The organism is Ruegeria sp. HKCCD4315 (assembly GCF_013112245.1).
Taxonomy (GTDB): Bacteria; Pseudomonadota; Alphaproteobacteria; order Rhodobacterales; family Rhodobacteraceae; genus Ruegeria.
Genome location: NZ_WVRN01000001.1, coordinates 3,254,175 through 3,270,597 on the forward strand (window position 1 = coordinate 3,254,175; position 16,423 = coordinate 3,270,597).

Annotated in this window: 17 protein-coding genes; 6 read left to right on the forward strand and 11 right to left on the reverse strand. The window is 58.1% G+C overall.

The features are described 5' to 3' along the window. Positions 1–36: 36 nt before the first annotated feature. The gene (locus GS646_RS16210; protein WP_171184407.1) at positions 37–1,524 is read right to left on the reverse strand and encodes an ABC transporter substrate-binding protein; all 1,488 of its coding nucleotides are present in this window, start codon (positions 1,522–1,524) and stop codon (positions 37–39) included. 170 nt (positions 1,525–1,694) lie between these two features. On the opposite strand from GS646_RS16210, the gene panB reads away from it, so the two are divergent. The 4 genes from panB (at position 1,695) to GS646_RS16230 (ending at position 5,578) form a co-directional block, all read left to right on the forward strand. Further along, a complete protein-coding gene (gene panB, locus GS646_RS16215) occupies positions 1,695–2,534 on the forward strand; it encodes a 3-methyl-2-oxobutanoate hydroxymethyltransferase (RefSeq protein WP_171648289.1) in 840 nt (279 codons plus the stop codon). Continuing rightward, on the forward strand, positions 2,531–3,382 hold the full coding sequence (gene panC, locus GS646_RS16220; RefSeq protein WP_171648287.1) for a pantoate--beta-alanine ligase: 852 nt from the start codon (positions 2,531–2,533) through the stop codon (positions 3,380–3,382). Before panB ends, panC begins: the two co-directional genes overlap by 4 nt. A gap of 69 nt (positions 3,383–3,451) precedes the next feature. Further along, on the forward strand, positions 3,452–4,930 hold the full coding sequence (glpK, locus tag GS646_RS16225; protein WP_171184413.1) for a glycerol kinase GlpK: 1,479 nt from the start codon (positions 3,452–3,454) through the stop codon (positions 4,928–4,930). Between the two features lie 78 nt (positions 4,931–5,008). Next, positions 5,009–5,578 (forward strand): carboxymuconolactone decarboxylase family protein, encoded by a 570-nt coding sequence (locus GS646_RS16230; protein ID WP_171184415.1) that lies wholly within the window; start codon positions 5,009–5,011, stop codon positions 5,576–5,578. An 83-nt stretch (positions 5,579–5,661) separates the two neighbouring features. Here the strand turns inward: GS646_RS16230 and smpB are convergent, their stop codons facing one another. From smpB to GS646_RS16280, 10 genes are all read right to left on the reverse strand, one after another. Continuing rightward, positions 5,662–6,138 (reverse strand): SsrA-binding protein SmpB, encoded by a 477-nt coding sequence (gene smpB, locus GS646_RS16235; protein ID WP_171093124.1) that lies wholly within the window; start codon positions 6,136–6,138, stop codon positions 5,662–5,664. 58 nt (positions 6,139–6,196) lie between these two features. Continuing rightward, the gene (idi, locus tag GS646_RS16240) at positions 6,197–6,739 is read right to left on the reverse strand and encodes an isopentenyl-diphosphate Delta-isomerase (RefSeq protein ID WP_171184417.1); all 543 of its coding nucleotides are present in this window, start codon (positions 6,737–6,739) and stop codon (positions 6,197–6,199) included. Positions 6,740–6,937: 198 nt separating this feature from the next. Further along, positions 6,938–7,351 (reverse strand): cytochrome c family protein, encoded by a 414-nt coding sequence (locus GS646_RS16245; RefSeq protein WP_171093120.1) that lies wholly within the window; start codon positions 7,349–7,351, stop codon positions 6,938–6,940. A gap of 113 nt (positions 7,352–7,464) precedes the next feature. Beyond that, on the reverse strand, positions 7,465–8,481 hold the full coding sequence (locus GS646_RS16250) for a P1 family peptidase (RefSeq protein WP_171184421.1): 1,017 nt from the start codon (positions 8,479–8,481) through the stop codon (positions 7,465–7,467). An 81-nt stretch (positions 8,482–8,562) separates the two neighbouring features. Further along, a complete protein-coding gene (locus tag GS646_RS16255; protein WP_171184423.1) occupies positions 8,563–9,309 on the reverse strand; it encodes an SDR family oxidoreductase in 747 nt (248 codons plus the stop codon). Positions 9,310–9,366: 57 nt separating this feature from the next. Then, positions 9,367–9,786 carry an alternative ribosome rescue aminoacyl-tRNA hydrolase ArfB gene (gene arfB / locus GS646_RS16260; RefSeq protein ID WP_171184425.1) on the reverse strand — a complete coding sequence of 140 codons (420 nt, stop codon included), beginning with the start codon at positions 9,784–9,786 and terminating at the stop codon, positions 9,367–9,369. A 264-nt stretch (positions 9,787–10,050) separates the two neighbouring features. After that, a complete protein-coding gene (locus GS646_RS16265; RefSeq protein ID WP_171648285.1) occupies positions 10,051–10,698 on the reverse strand; it encodes a queuosine precursor transporter in 648 nt (215 codons plus the stop codon). 91 nt (positions 10,699–10,789) lie between these two features. Further along, positions 10,790–11,674, reverse strand: a complete 885-nt coding sequence (locus tag GS646_RS16270) for an esterase-like activity of phytase family protein (protein WP_171648283.1) — start codon at positions 11,672–11,674, stop codon at positions 10,790–10,792. After that, positions 11,647–12,510 (reverse strand): penicillin-insensitive murein endopeptidase, encoded by an 864-nt coding sequence (gene mepA / locus GS646_RS16275; RefSeq protein WP_171093108.1) that lies wholly within the window; start codon positions 12,508–12,510, stop codon positions 11,647–11,649. The genes GS646_RS16270 and mepA overlap by 28 nt, the downstream gene beginning before the upstream one ends. After that, the gene (locus GS646_RS16280) at positions 12,507–13,874 is read right to left on the reverse strand and encodes an MFS transporter (protein WP_171184430.1); all 1,368 of its coding nucleotides are present in this window, start codon (positions 13,872–13,874) and stop codon (positions 12,507–12,509) included. The genes mepA and GS646_RS16280 overlap by 4 nt, the downstream gene beginning before the upstream one ends. Positions 13,875–14,001: 127 nt before the next feature. Between GS646_RS16280 and GS646_RS16285 the strand changes: the two genes are divergently transcribed. Together GS646_RS16285 and recQ are read left to right on the forward strand one after the other, a co-directional pair. Further along, a complete protein-coding gene (locus GS646_RS16285) occupies positions 14,002–14,289 on the forward strand; it encodes a YggT family protein (RefSeq protein WP_171178365.1) in 288 nt (95 codons plus the stop codon). A gap of 78 nt (positions 14,290–14,367) precedes the next feature. Continuing rightward, positions 14,368–16,407 (forward strand): DNA helicase RecQ, encoded by a 2,040-nt coding sequence (gene recQ, locus GS646_RS16290; protein ID WP_171184432.1) that lies wholly within the window; start codon positions 14,368–14,370, stop codon positions 16,405–16,407. Positions 16,408–16,423 lie beyond the last annotated feature (16 nt).

The window sequence follows — 16,423 nt, forward strand, 5'->3', positions numbered from 1 at the left end:
AGACCGGGGCCCTGCCAAAAAGCCCCGGTTCAGGCATTATTCAGACCAGCTGATCTGTGTCAGGTCGATCGCTGCTGTGGGGGCGTTTGCCCACAACCCCTGCACACCGGCCTTTGCGACGCCCAGCTTGGCCAATTGGAACAGATAGCCATTCACATAATCGGTTGAGATCAGACGCTGGGCCTCACCCAACAAACGGCTGCGTTCATCAGGATCGGTGGTGGCGTTCAGCGTATCCATCAGCGCCTGAAAATCGGAACTTTCATATTGGAAGTAGTAATCTGGCCGCGCATAGATTCCGATATCCATGGGTTCGGTATGGCTGACAATCGTCAGCCCAAAGTCCTTGCCCCTGAACACCGATTCCAGCCATTGCGCCCATTCGACATTGATGATCTCGGCCGTAATGCCGACCTCGGCCAGTTGCGCGGCAACGATTTCACCGCCCCGGCGTGCATAAGACGGTGGCGGCAGGTGTAGTGTAGTTTCGAACCCGTTCTCAAAACCGGCCTCGGCAAGCAGCGCCTTGGCCTGTTCCGGGTCATATGCGGACTCGCCGGTCAAATCGACATAGGCCGGATGATGCGGTGCAAAATGGGTTCCAATCGGCGTGCCATAGCCAAACATCGCTCCATCGATAATCGCCTGCCGGTCGATGGCATGAGCTACGGCCTGCCGGACAAGAATGTCGTCAAACGGCGGCTGTTTGTTGTTGGTTGACAGGATCGTCTCGCCCTCGGTTGTACCGACCAGAACCTGAAAACGCGAATCGGCATCGAACTGCGGCAGGTTTTCCGGCGCCGGGAAGTTGTCGAATACGTCCACATCCTCGGCCATCATCGCGGCAAAAGCGGCGGTTGGATCCGAGATAAACTTGAAGGTTGCAGTCTCTAACGCGGGCTGATCGCCCCAATACTCGGGGTTGCGGTTCAGCGTGATGCTGTCGCCCTGCACCCAGTTGCCAAAGGTGTAGGCCCCGGTGCCGACCGGGTTGGTCTTGATGTTTTCGATGCTGTCGGGCGCGACAATGACCGCATCCCCCCAAGCCAGGTTGAACAGGAAATTGCCGTTTGGTTCCGAAAGAGTGACTTTGACAGTCAGTGGATCGACAACCTCAACGCTTTCAATCCCGGCAAACAGCGCCTTCTGGGCGTTCGCGCTGTCTTCGGCTGTGGCGCGATCAAGGGTGAACTTGACGTCCTCGGCATCCATGGTTGTGCCGTCATGGAAGGTCACACCATCGCGCAGCTTGAAGGTATAAACCGTACCATCGTCAGAAATCTCCCAGCTTTCAGCCAGGCCAGGCACGACAGAGCCATCGCCCATGAACCGGGTCAGACCTTCGAAAATGTTTGTATAGACCACCGAGTCGATGGCCTGTGCCGCGGCGCTGGTCGGGTCCAGATGCGGGGGTTCAAGCTGCATCGCGATGGTGATGTCCGATTTTGCAAAAGCCTGCGAGGCAAACAGGCTGACGCCTACCGCCAAGGTCGACGCAAATGTCCGAAACATGAATTTTGTCATGTGAACTCTCCCTACTGAAACTGGTTGCACCCTTGTTTTCAGGGCCATTTTGAGACCAGTTTTCCTGTAAACCTGAGGTCAATCAAGGGAATGTTCGCGCAACCGGGGTTTCTTTGGCCCTGTTCGGTCTGCTATGCCGCACTGCAACATAATACCTGCAGGAGCGACACATGAGCGCCACCGCCCGCAAGAAAGCCCCGAATGCCGAGGATATTCGCGCCCAAAAAGGCGGCGCGCCTTTGGTCTCGCTAACCGCCTATACCACGCCCATGGCACGTCTGATGGATGCGCATTGCGACTTTGTTCTGGTGGGCGACAGCGTCGGCATGGTGCTGCACGGGCTTGAATCCACGCTGGGCGTTACGATGGAGATGATGATCCTGCACGGTCAGGCTGTATCGCGCGGATTGGACAAGGCGATGATGGTCGTCGACATGCCGTTTGGCAGCTACGAACATTCTCCGGCCGATGCCTTCCGGAATGCCGCGCGCCTTATGGCGGAAACAGGTGCTGGGGCCGTGAAACTGGAAGGTGGCGTCGAGATGGCTGAAACCATCCGCTTTCTGGTCAAGCGCGGCATCCCCGTGATGGCGCATATCGGGCTGACGCCACAATCGATCAACACGCTGGGTGGCTACAAGGTGCAGGGTCGTGCCGAGCAGGCAGAAGCCGTTATGGCAGATGCCCGCGCCGTGGCCAAGGCCGGTGCGTTTTCAGTCGTTCTGGAAAAAGTTCCCCAAGGACTGGCAGACCAGATCACCGAAGAGGTTGCGATCCCAACTATCGGAATCGGCGCATCCGCAGGCTGTGACGGGCAGATTCTGGTCGTGGACGACATGGTCGGCTTTTTCACCGCCTTCAAACCCAAGTTTGTCAAACGCTATGCCGAACTGGGCCCATTGGCCGAGGCTGCCATCGCGGAATACGCCGCCGAGGTGCGCTCACGGGCCTTCCCGGCAGACGAACACGTCTTTGCAGATCAGGCTCCGACCAAAGGGGCCAAAGCATGACCGCGCCGATTTTGCGGTCTCTGGCAGAGCTGCGCGCCAACACCACTGAATGGCACCGCAATGGCGATGCGATCGGCGTGGTTCCGACCATGGGTGCGCTGCACGAAGGGCATTTGTCGCTGGCGCAGGCCGCAAAGGAAGGGTGTGACCGGGTCATCGTGACGATCTTTGTGAACCCCAAACAGTTCAACAACCCCGAAGATCTGGCAAATTACCCCCGCACTGAACATGAAGACGCCAAAAAACTGTCCCCTTACGGCGTGGACGCGATCTATGTACCGGACCCGCAGGAAGTCTATCCTGACGGCTTTTCCACCACGGTTTCTGTCTCTGGCCTGACCGATATGATGGAAGGCCCTTTCCGTCCAGGCCATTTCGAGGGCGTAGCCACCGTTGTCGCCAAGCTGTTTCTCCAAACGCAAGCAGATCGAGCCTATTTCGGGGAAAAAGACTACCAACAGCTGCTGGTTGTCCGGCGCATGGCCCGTGATTTGGACATTCCAATCGAGGTGATCGGCTGCCCGACTGTGCGCGAGCCTTCTGGGCTGGCGATGTCGTCCCGCAACCTTCTGCTTTCCCCTGATGGGCTAAAAATCGCAGAACATATGAACAAGGTCATGCAACAGGTCGCACAAAACCTGGCAGAGGGCGGTGATTTCGCAACTCTGGCGCAAGATGCCAAAGCGCGCTTGCTGGCCGCCGGGTTTTCAGAGGTCGAATACGTGGACCTGCGCTGCGCCGAGACGCTGGAAAGCCTGCCCAGTGCCAGCAGGCCAGCCCGCCTGTTCGTAACTGCATGGGCCGATGGCGTTCGTCTGATCGATAATATCCCGGTTGATCCAGCCTGATTTCTGCTCTGGCCCCTGCGCCATTGTTTGCGCTAAAGTCCCGCGAAACGAGACCGGGGGAGAGCGGACATGACCTATATTCTGGCAATCGATCAGGGCACCACGTCCTCGCGCGCCATACTGTTTGATGCGCAAATGCAGCCGGTTGGCACCGCACAGCAAGAGTTCCCTCAGCACTTCCCGCAAGAAGGTTGGGTTGAACATGACCCCGAAGATATCTGGTCCAGTGTTTTGCACGTGTGCCGCGAGGTGATGGAAACCACCGGCATTTCCGCCGATCAGATCGCCGGGATCGGGATCACCAACCAGCGTGAGACGACCGTCGTCTGGGACAAACACACCGGCAAAGCGATCCACAACGCCATCGTCTGGCAGGACCGCCGCACCGCCGATATCTGCGCACGCTACAAACAGGCCGGGTGCGAGGATGACGTCACCGCCCAAACCGGATTGCTGCTGGACCCATATTTCTCGGGCACCAAGGTGAAATGGCTGTTGGATACCGTTTCGGGCGCGTGTGAGAGGGCCGATGCCGGAGAGTTGCTGTTTGGCACGATCGACAGTTTCCTGATCTGGCGACTGACCGAAGGCCGTGTCCATGCCACAGATGCCACCAATGCCGCCCGCACCCTTTTGTTTGACATCCACAAAGGCACATGGAGCGCCGAGATTTGCGACCTGCTGGATGTACCCCTGACCATCTTGCCTGACGTACTTGATTGCGCTGCGGATTTCGGCTCCACCACTTTATTCGGGGGCGACATTCCTATTTTGGGCGTTGCGGGAGACCAGCAGGCCGCCACAATCGGGCAGGCCTGTTTCCAGCCGGGCATGATGAAATCCACATATGGCACGGGCTGCTTTGCGTTGCTGAACACGGGCGCGCAGCCGGTTCAGTCGAAAAACCGCCTGTTGACGACCGTTGCCTATCAGTTGGATGGACAGCGCACCTATGCGCTGGAAGGATCGATCTTTATCGCCGGGGCAGCCGTGCAATGGCTGCGCGACGCACTGCAGATCATCGACTCGGCACCTCAAAGCGGTGATCTTGCCGCTCAGGCAGATCCGAACCAACATGTCATTCTTGTGCCTGCCTTTACCGGATTGGGCGCACCTTATTGGAAACCCGATTGCCGTGGCGCGATGTTCGGGTTGACCCGTGGCTCGGGCCGGGCCGAAATCGCGCGCGCCACGCTGGAAAGCATCGCATTCCAAACCCGTGACCTGTGGCATGCCATGCAGGGCGACTGGGGGGCAGACACCAATGTCATCTTGCGCGTCGACGGCGGGATGAGTGCGTCTGACTGGACCATGCAGGGCCTGTCGAACTGTCTGGGCGCGCCGGTGGATCGTCCGGTGATGCAGGAAACAACTGCATTGGGGGCCGCATGGCTGGCTGGCATGAAGGCCGGTGTTTATCCCGATCAAGATGGGTTTGCTGAAACATGGCGGCTGGACACACGGTTTGAGCCAAAAATGGCGCAGGACGACCGCGATGCGGCCTATGCCCGCTGGCAACGCGCAGTACAGGCCGCAATGGCGTTTTGATCCATAGAATTGTTTTCCGAAACATGTCTGCGCCGCTGGCGTGGGCTGACTTGCAACGCAATCCCTGCAGGAAACGCTATGACGTCTTTTGAAGTCCTCACTCCTGACAACGCACCCGAAGACGCGAAGCCATTCCTGGACAAGGCCAAAGCAGACTACGGGGTGATTCCGAATTTGCAGGGCGTTATGGCGCTGTCCCCACAGTTGCTTAAGACCCACCTGGATTGTCTGGACGAGTTTGCCAAAACAACACTGACGGCGGCAGAGCAGCAAGTGGTGTATCTGACCGTGAATTTCGAGAACAACTGCGAGTATTGCGTCCCGTGGCACACAAAATTGGCGCGAATGGCCGGGCTGACGCCTGATGCTGTGGAAAGCCTGCGCTCTGGCGACACACTGCCCGACGAAAAGCTCAATGCGCTGCATGAATTCACCAAATCCATGGTACGCACCCGGGGCAGCATCGCGCCAGCCGACCTGAATAAATTTCTGGCCGCCGGATACACTCAGCAAAACGCGCTAGAGGTTGTTTTGGGCATCGCAAACAAGGTCGTCAGCAACTACACGGCCGCATTGACGGAAGTGCCGCTGGACAGCGCTGTGGAACGGTTCGAATGGCGAAAGCCTTCTTTAAGGGCAAGGCCATAGGGCATCACGGGCTGCTTGCCGACCTTTTCCGTAAGTGTAGGCGACGCAGCAGATTACACTCGGTCACACCAAGCCAGCGCGGTCTAACTGTGATCCTTCAAAAGCCGCTGCTTCTGACGTGACCAATCGCGCTTGGCCTGCGTCTCACGCTTGTCATGAATCTTTTTACCTTTGGCGATGCCGATTTTAATCTTCGCCCGACCCTTGTGGTTGAAATACAGGACCAGCGGCACCAGCGTCATCCCCTTGCGCTGCGTCGCATTCCACAGGTTCGACAATTCCTTGCGTGACACCAACAGCTTACGACGACGACGTTCTTCGTGCTTGAACACCTTGGCCTGCTCGTAAGGCGCAATATAGCTATTAATCAGCCACAGTTCCCCGTCGTCGACCGAAGCATAGCTTTCCGCAATGTTCGACCCGCCAGCACGCAGGGACTTGACCTCGGACCCTTCCAATACAATACCGCACTCGATATCCTCTTCGATCGCGTAATCGAAGCGGGCGCGCCGGTTTTCGGCGATTACCTTGTAATTCGGGTCTGTCTTCTGCTTGGCCATGACGCGTTGATTTAGGCGGCTTGCGCCGACCTTGCAAGGCAGGGTTTTCCCAACTGCATCAGGATTTGGCAGAAATGATCAGATCAGGGCCAAAAATCGTGTCAGCATATTTGTGCAGATAGATCTTTAGCCATGGCGTGAAACGATCCGGGTGACGGGTTACTTCTGCCAGAAGATCATGATAGTCGATCCAGCGGATATCCATAACTTCGTCAGGGTTAGGGTCGATCTTTAGCTGCCCGCGAACATGGGCCAGAAAGACGTCGACAACTTCGTTTTCAACCATGTTGTTGCCGACATCCGCGTGGTACTCCAGACGGTGCCGGTATTCTGGATAGAGACCGGTTATCCCAAGCTCTTCACGCAAACGGCGCACCGCACAGGTCGACGAGCTTTCATCCCAATCCGGATGCGTGCAACAGGTATTCGCCCACAGGCCGGGCGTGTGGTATTTGCCCATTGCGCGACGTTGCAGCAGAATTTCCGTTCCGCGCACAACAAACACGGACACAGCCTTGTGCTTGAGCCCTTTTTCATGCGCTTCGAGCTTGTCCACAGGGGTCAATTCGCCGTCGACCCAGGCCGGGATCATGATTCCCATCTGTCCTCTCCTGCTGCCAGTCCATTTACCGGGCGGTTGTTGTGAGTTTAGCTGCCGCCGGATCGGTCTGGCTGTGCGACGGGTGGAAACCACCTGTCTGATACCAAAGTGGCCGTGATTTGCCCCGGCATCAATCGCACGAAAGGCCGCAGGGGCTGCGGCCTTTGGTCCTTGTGCTGTTGCACCTTGCGTTACGGCTTATTCGCCCGAAACGCTGACGATATAGGCATAGACGTCTTCGGCGCCTTTTTTCAGCTTGAAGGTCATTTTCGACTTGGCCGCAGTGTCATCCAGATAGGATTTCAGGAAAGCTTTGGGATCTTGCGAGTATTCGACAAAGGTCGTCTCGTCCCAAACCAGACCTTTTTCACCTGCAGCAACGATGCTGTCACCGTATTTGAAGCCCTCATATGTGCCAGCAGTGCGGCCAGCGATGCCATACAGGTTCGGGCCAGTCTTACCGCCTTTGACAATCACTTCGCCTTCCGGGTCAGCGATCAGGTGGCAGGACTTGCATTTGTTGAAGGCTTTCTTACCGGCTTCGGCATCGCCTTCAGCATAGGCGGGCAGGGCCAGAAGGCCGACAATTGCGGTAGCGAGGATGCGATTCATAGCTATTGCTCCGATACAAATTTGCTGCACCGAATGGACCTTCGGCGCAAAAAAGAGTCAACGCGCAGATTGCCGCGCAGGCCTACTGTGCCACTGCGACAAAAGGGATGTCCTTAACTTATGTCATGTACCCTGGACCAGCAGGGCAAAAGGTCGCCTGCGGCCGGAGTCGCCAGATAAACCGCCCGCGCAATGGCCCGTGCCAGACAAACCGAAGCAGCGTGACCAATCAGCCCCAGCTCCGCTTCGGTTGACAAGGGTCGCACACCGGTGCTGGTGGCAAACACCAGATCGCCGTCGCCCGGTGTATGGGCGGGCACAATTGCACGGGCAATGCCGTCATGGGCGGCAACGGCCATCCGCTGACATTGGGGCTTGGTCAAGGCTGCATCGGTTGCGACGACGGCAATGGTAGTATTTGTTTTGCTCGGGTCTGCGGATTTCATCGCCTGCGCCTTGCGGCTGGCCTGCGGCGCACCAAGAGCTGCATTGGGATCAGGCCCTAAACCACCGAACTCATCACCCATTTCAAACGATGCCGCCCAGAAGTGTTGATCCCCAGGTGTTGTCACACTGCCCAGCGGATTGGCGGCAACCAGCGCGCCAACAGTGACGCCACTGTCCAGAACACACGAAGCAGAGCCCAGCCCGCCCTTTTGCATCGCAGCCAAGGCTCCGGTGCCGGCGCCTGCTGAGCCGAGATCGAATTGGTCCGACGCTGCCTCGTACGCTGTGCGACCCAAGGCACGATAGGGGTTTTCAACCCAGTTTTTGTCACCACCGTTGAGCAAATCAAACAGGATCGCGCCCGGAACTATGGGCACAGTGACGTCGCCGACCGGATAACCCAGCCCCCTTTTGCGCAGCCCGTCTGAGACGCCGGAACAGGCATCCAGTCCAAAGGCAGAGCCGCCAGACAATACAATCGCATCCACATGTGTCACGGCTTTGTCTGGTGCAAGAAGATCGGTTTCGCGCGTCCCGGGTGCGCCCCCCATCACATGGACCGAAGCCACAAACGGAGCCTGCGCCGTCAAAACTGTCGCGCCGGATTTCAGCGTGTCGTCCTGCGCGTTGCCGACCATCAGGCCGGGGATATCGGTGATCAGGTTTTTGGGTCCGGGGGTCATTTTTTGCTTCGATGTTCAGGCCGAAAAGCGCGCAAGCGCGCTGCCTCCGGCGGAGGTATTTTTGGCCAGATGAAGAGCGGATCAGATGCAGCGGCCACCGTCAACCTCAAGCGCTGTACCCGTAATCATGCTGGCCTCGTCCGAGCAGAGGAAACAGGCAGCATTGGCCATGTCTTCTGGTGTGGAGAAGCGGCCCAGCGGGATGGTCGATAGGAATTTGGCGCGAATCTCGGGCGTGTCTTCGCCCATGAAGGATTTCAGCAGCGGTGTTTCTCCGGCAACCGGGCAGATCGCGTTTACACGCACACCGGTCGGGGCAAGTTCCACGGCCATGGTCTTGGTTGCCGTGATCATCCAGCCTTTTGAGGCGTTATACCAGTTCAGGTTGGGACGCGGGGATAACCCAGCCGTTGAGGCCACGTTCAGGATCGCACCTGCCCCGCGTGCTTTCATCGCCGGAACAAAGGCGCGGGCGGTCAGATAGACCGATTTCATGTTTACATTGAACACGCGGTCGAAATCGTCTTCGGCGACATCTTCGAGCGGGGTCGGCAAATGCGTGACACCTGCGTTGTTCACCAGAATGTCCAGATCTTCGAACTGACGCCTTGCGGTATCTGCCATGGCTTGAACCGAAGCCCCGTCTGCAACGTCAACCTGGTGTCCGATTGCCCGTTCTCCGAGTGTGTTCGCAAGATCCAGCGCCGCTTCGCCATTGATATCCGCGATCATGACGCGCGCGCCTTCGTCAAGGAATTTCTGCACGATCCCTGCGCCGAACCCGGATGCGCCACCGGTGACAATTGCGGTTTTTCCCTCCAGCCTCATGGCGTTGCCCTCCTGCCTATCAGGGGCAGAGTAACAACGCATCGAAAAGATGCCAGATCATTCTTCCGAGACCTTGCCCCGCAGTGCTTTGACGTCGCCGCGCGCCTTCTTGGCCGCCAACCTGCGCTTGACCGACCCGTAGGTCGGCTTGGTGGCAATGCGCCGTTTGGGTTTGACGAGCGCGCGGGTGATCAGTTCGGCCAGCCGAGCGCGCGCGATTTCACGGTTTCGGGCCTGAGAACGGGTTTCTTCACATTGGATGATGATTGCGCCCTCTTTGGTCCAGCGCCGCCCGGCCAGCCGTTTCAAGCGGCTCTTGACCGGATCCGGCAAAGAGGGGGAGCGCGTTGCTTCGAACCGCAGTTCAACAGCCGTGGAGACCTTGTTGACGTTCTGCCCACCGGGACCGGAAGAACGGACAAAGCTTTCGGTCATTTCCCAGTCTTGCAGGATGATATCGTCGGTGATGCGCAACATGGGCCCGACCTTACATGGCACGGGTGGAAACAGAAAGGGCCGCCCCTTTTGGGACGGCCCTTCGAAAGTTAAGGAGGTCGGGTCGGTTAGATCAATCGACCAGCCGGAGCGAACGCCCCGCCAAGGGCTGCCCTAGCAGGCTTTCCCCCCGGTTGTTCCGACACCTCTCTCCAATCTCTTTCTTGACACTGGATCACCTCCTTTTCTATCTGTTGCGGTTAACTTTGAGCCTGACACAAGATGCGCCATTCTCAAAGCACTTTTTTACGCAGGCTGTGCGGCAGTCAGCCGGGCAACAATGACTTTGAACGGGATCAAAGCAATCAGCGCCAGCGACAGTTTCACCAGCCAGTCTGCAAAAGCCAGCGTCACCCACAGCGGGGCCATCGGGCCGGACAGCATGAACGGTACAGGCTCCCACGCCCAGTTGATCGCGGCATCGGCGTTGGCACCGAAGAAAGTGACCGAGGCCGAGAAGGCGATGGTGAAGAAGATGGCGGTATCGAGCGCTGATCCAACCAGCGTCGAGACCAAGGGTGCGCGCCACCAGCGGCCGCCGCGCATGGCGTTGAACACGGTGACGTCGGTCAGTTGAGCGATCAGGAAGGCCGTGCCCGAGGCAACTGCGATCCGCAGCGGTACGGCGGCGTATTCAAAACCGTCGCCTTGCAGCATGATCTGACTGCCGATCAGCGAACAGATGATACCGGTGACAAACCCGGCGAACACGACCTTGCGGGCCGGAACGACGCCGTGGACGCGGTTCACGATGTCTGTAACCAGAAAGGCCAGCGGATAGGTGAAAGCACCCCAGGTCAACAGCCCGTCAAGGATCAGGAACTGGACCAGGATGTTTGAGGCCACAACAATGGCGGCCATGGCAATGATGCCGGGAATGTAAGCGCGTTGCATGTTTTGATGCCCGTTTTAACAAGGTAGCGGCGACTTGGCCAAGGGACCGTCCCAAGGCAAGCCGTGCGTTTAGACCCTTGCCGTGGCTCTGTCAATCGGGCAGGAGATATTCCACCAATTCGGTTCGCTGCAGAGCCAGAAAGTTGTCATCCGAGATCATCGTGGCCCGCAAACGGCCCTGACCGTCACGCCAGATAGACAGCCCTTCGAGGTTGTCATGCGCGCCTTTTGTTGTTTCGAACAGGACCTCTTCGGCGCTGGGTGCGTCATCGGCCACATCCCATCGACGCAGCCGCGAGCGAAAGCCGAAAAAACCCAGCGTACGCTCGAGCACATAAAACTTTCCGTCCGGGCCGAAGTCGGCGCCGACAGGTTTGAAACCATCGCGCTGCGGCAAGACAAATGGGATCGACCATGCATCACCGTTCCAACGGTAAACCGGGATGTCCCCTTCAGCCGTACGGTCTTTTTCCGGCATTGTGTAAAGCTGGCTGCGCACATCGATGGCAAGAGCTTCGAAAGACCCATTGTCAGCGAGGTCGTTAAAGCCCGGGGGTCGCGGCAAAACTCGCGCCTTGGCACCTGGCTCTGGATAATAGGCGATCCGGTGCACCCCTTCGAACGAGATATAGAGCCCACCATCTGGTGCCAACGCAAGCCCTTCGGAATCGCCTACACCACCTTTCATAATGCTCCCCTGGCTGGACAAGACCCGCCATTGATCCAAAACATAAATGCTGGTGATCTGGTCTCCGTCCCGCTCGACGCGAGCCGTGGCTATTCTGGCCCGATCGCTCAGCACCAGTATCTGTTGACTGTCGCCCAGAACGTGCAGCGCCGAAAACCCACCAAACCAATCCGCCGGATTATTCCATTCAAAACTGTGCAGATGGGTGGCGGACTTGATTTCGACCGCCACAACTGCCGTGGCCGCAAACAGAAAGACGCTTAGTTGGACTGCAAAACGGCGGCGCATTGTTGTGGCAAATCAGCCAGAACATATTCCCGGCGTTTCTTGGGGGCTGGGGCATTTGGGTCAGGTGGCGGCGGATTGAGGATGTTGTTCACCCATTCCTGCGCCTGAGCGCATCCATCGCCCTTGGGGGGCGGGTCCTGATTGACGCAACCCTTCGACCCTCGGGGGCATTTCAGACGGACGTGAAAATGATAGTGATGCCCCCACCATGGTCTGATCTTGCGCAAATAGGCGCGGTTGCCCTTCTCATCCTTGCACATTTGTACTTTAGCACCGGGAAAGACGAAAATACGCGCGACACGCTTGTCTTTGGCGGCTTCGCGCAGAACAGCATGGTGCTGTTTCGTCCAGTTCCCGTTGACAAAAGCCCCATTTGCGCGACGCAGAGAAATAGACGAGATATTCTCGCGCGCTTTGCGGCTGAGACGCATGTTGTCCCCGGGCAGCATCCAGATGTCGATATCCAGACCCAGCTGGTGGGACCGATGGCCCGACGTCATCGGGCCACCCCGTGGTTGGCTGATATCCCCTATATAGAGACCGTTCCAGCCCGGCTGTTTCGCGGCAAACTTACTGAGGTCCTTGACGTAATCGATCGCCTCGGGGTGTCCCCAGTTGCGGTTGCGTGACAGACGCATAGCTTGCCAAGTGGCCCCGGTTTCGGGCAATTGCACTGATCCGGCGGCGCATCCGCGCGAATAACTGCCGAACGCGGCCGGTTTTTGTTGCGAATTGACCCGTTGCGCACCGAACAACTGCTTTGCCAACGGCTCTGCCGTCGCTGTACCCGCCAAAGCAAGTGCAGCCACGATTATCAAAAAACGCTTTAAAATCATCTGCTCTGATCCCCTTCCGGTCTGACCCAGCGCATCAGGAATAGTCCCAGAATAAACAACCCAACGATGGGTGACACCCCCAGCCGGGCACTGCCGGTCACGGTTGTTGCAATTCCGATCAAAAGCGGTGCCGCAAATGCTGTCGCGCGCCCCGACAGACCATAAAGCCCAAAGCTTTCCACCGGAGCCTCGGGATCAGTATGGCGCACCATCATTGAGCGGCTGGCCGATTGAAGAATGCCGCCCATACCACCGATCAACACACCGCAGCCGAAGAAAACGATATCCGGCAAACTGGATCCTTCTTCGAGCTGGATGCCATAGATTTGCGTCCGATCCATCATGACCACAGTGGCGCAGACGAATATCAGAACCCAAATCGCAACGATGATCACGGGTTTGGGGCCGTATTTCTTGTCCAGCTTGCCGCCGATCCAGGAAAATGCCGCCGCTGCCAAAACGCTGACAATCCCAAAAATTCCGATCTTGATCAGGTCCCACTCCAGCACCAAACGCGCGTAGACACCGCCAAAGCTGTAAAGCCCGTTCAGCGCATCACGGAAGAACATGGACGAACCGAGGTAGCTGGCAAGACTGACGCGATGGCGCAGGTTAGACACTGATTTTGCAAGCAGACGCAGCGCTTCACCCACGCTGCCCGTTTTGTCACTTGGTGCGTCATCGCGCACCCACAGGAAGTAGGGCACCATAAACAGAATGAACCAAGCAGCCGTAAACGGGCCGACAAAACGGGTGCCTTCCCGGGTCGCCGCATCTAGACCCAAGGCAGGCTCCATTCCGATCAGTGTTTTGCCGTTCGCCTGTTCCACAAACAGCGCCAACATGATCGCCAGTGAGATCAGGCCGCCAAAATAGCCAAATGCAAAGCCCGAGCCCGAAATCTCGCCCACTTCACTGTCGTCGCCCAGATCAGGTAGCTGAGAATTGATAAATATCAGCGCATATTCCGCGCCCACGAAACCCAGCCCAAAGGCCGACAGCATCAGCCACATGTTCGAGCCATCGGGCATCGTGTACCACAACGCGCCGGATCCAACCGCGTACATAACCGAAAACGCAAAGATCCACGGAATGCGCCGCCCCGACACATCCGCCATCGCCCCCAGCAAAGGCGCGCCAAAGGCAATGATTAACCCTGTGATCGTCAAACAGTTCGCCCAGACCGTTTGTGCCTGCGCGGCTGCGGCTTCGGCATCCAGTCCACTGTTCGCGTAATACCCGGCTGCCACCCCGGCAAAATATGGGCCAAAGACAAAGGTGACCAACAGCGTGTGATACGGCTGGCTGGCCCAGTCAAAGAACCACCAGCCCCAGATGCGCTTGCGTTTGGAAATCTCTGCCATTTCTGCCTCTGTTATTGTTGTGTTTATAAGACGGGGGTTTGGTTCAATTCGCAAGCGTTGAGTGTCAGGCACTTGCTCTTTGCCGCTGTGGTGCTTAGGTCTCGGCCAACAAGAAAACGGAGAACCCATGCTGTCGCTGATCCAAATCCTGCTGCTGATCCTGGACGTTGTCTGGTTCATCATTCTGGCCCATGTGATCATGAGCTGGCTGATCAACTTTCAGGTGCTCAACTTGCACCAGCAACTGGTTGCGCAAATCTGGTACGGGTTGAACCGCATATTAGAGCCTATTTACGGCCCAATCCGTCGCATCCTGCCCAATATGGGCGGGCTGGATCTGACACCTTTGGTGGTCCTGATCGGGGTCTATGCGCTGCGGATCATCCTGATCAACAATGCACCCTATTTCTACTGACCTCTTGTTCACCGAATCTTAGTATGTGATTGTCCTGTCTTAAGAGCAGATAAACCTTAAAACAGGGCAACCCCGCAGATGTTCGACTCCGCACCCTTGCTGCGAGATGTCTTTGGATTCGATGACTTCCGCCCCGGACAGGAAGAGATAGTCGATGCCGTGACCGCTGGCGAAAACGTGCTTGCGATCATGCCGACCGGGGGCGGTAAATCTCTGTGTTTTCAGCTGCCCGCCCTGCTGCGAGATGGCGTGACCGTAGTGATATCGCCACTGATCGCCCTGATGCGTGATCAGGTGCGTGGGTTGCAGGAGGCCGGGGTCGAGGCCGGGGCGCTGACCTCGGGCAACACACCTGAAGAAACCGACGCGGTGTGGGAAGCTTTGGAGGCCGGACGGCTCAAGCTACTTTACATGGCACCGGAACGTCTGGCGGCCGGGTCGGCGTTAGGCATGCTGCGCCGGATCAATGTCAGCCTGATTGCCGTGGACGAGGCGCATTGCGTCAGCCAGTGGGGCCACGATTTCCGCCCGGATTACCTGCGGATCGGTGAACTTCGGCGCGCGCTGGACGTCCCTCTTGCTGCCTTCACCGCCACGGCGGATGCAGAGACGCAAGACGAGATTGTCGAAAAACTGTTTGACGGCATCGAACCACACAAGTTTCTGCGTGGGTTTGACCGGCCCAACATCCATCTGGCTTTTGCTGCCAAGGACGGGCCGCGTAAACAGATCCTCGATTTCGCCGCTGCCCGTAAGGGTCAATCCGGCATTGTCTATTGCGGCACCCGCAACAAGACCGAAGTGCTGGCCAAGGCTTTGCGCGACGAAGGCCACACCGCCTGCCACTATCACGGCGGTATGGATCCCGAGGACCGGCGCATCGTCGAGGCGCGCTTCGCCCGCGAGGATGGTCTGATCATCGTTGCCACGGTTGCCTTTGGCATGGGCATCGACAAACCCGATATCCGCTGGGTCGCCCATGCGGACCTGCCCAAATCCATCGAGGCTTACTATCAGGAGATTGGCCGCGCTGGGCGCGATGGCGGCCCCGCCGAGACGCTGACCCTATTCGGCCCCGACGATATCCGCCTGCGACGGTCGCAGATAGACGAAGGGTTGGCCCCGCCCGAGCGCCGCATGGCCGACCACGCCCGCCTGAACGCTTTGCTGGGTCTGGCCGAGGCGCTGGTGTGCCGCCGTCAAACTCTGTTGGGCTATTTCGGCGAACAGGCCGAACCTTGCGGGAAATGCGATCTGTGCGACACGCCGCCCGAGGTCTTCGACGGCACCACCCCCGTCCGCATGGCCCTTTCCTGTATCTTGCGCACCGAAGAATGGTTCGGCGCGGGCCATCTGATCGATATTCTGCTGGGGAACGAGACCGACAAAATACGCGCGCGTCGTCACGACGATCTGTCCACTTGGGGCATCGGCAAAGACTGGTCGCGCCCTCAATGGCAAGCGATTTTCCGGCAGATGATGGGGCATGATCTGGTCCGCCCTGATCCAGAACGCCATGGCGCGTTACGCATGACCGAAGCTGCCAAGCCGATCCTGAAAGGCGAGGCGCAGATCAACCTGCGCAAGGACACGATCCGAAAGGCCACGCGCCGCCCCGCAGTGAAAGCCATGGTGTCCGAGGAAGACGCACCGTTGCTGTCGGCACTTAAGGCCAAACGCCGCGCTTTGGCAGAAACCGCACGTGTGCCAGCCTATGTGATCTTCCCTGATCGCACTTTGATCGAAATGGCTGAAAAACGCCCCGCTACACTGGATGACATGGCGCGTGTTGGCGGTGTTGGTGCCAAAAAGCTGGAACGCTATGGCGACACCTTCCTTGAAGTCATCGCAGGCGCGGTTGAGGCCGTGCACCCAGCCCGCCGCAAACTGGCGGGGCGGGACCAAGGTGAGATTTACGATCGTTTGCTCGAAGTACAGTCTCAGTTATCGCGCGGCCCCGATGGGATAGATAAGCCGCTGACCTGCTCGGCCTCGCAACTGGCGAAGGTGGCGCAGATGCGGCCGGATGATCCGCGCGGGATCGAGACAGTGTTGGGTGATCGGCGTCACGAAAGGTTTGGCGCTGCCTTTCTGGACGTGCTGCGTGAGGCGGGCTAGTTCGTTTTGCGTTTCA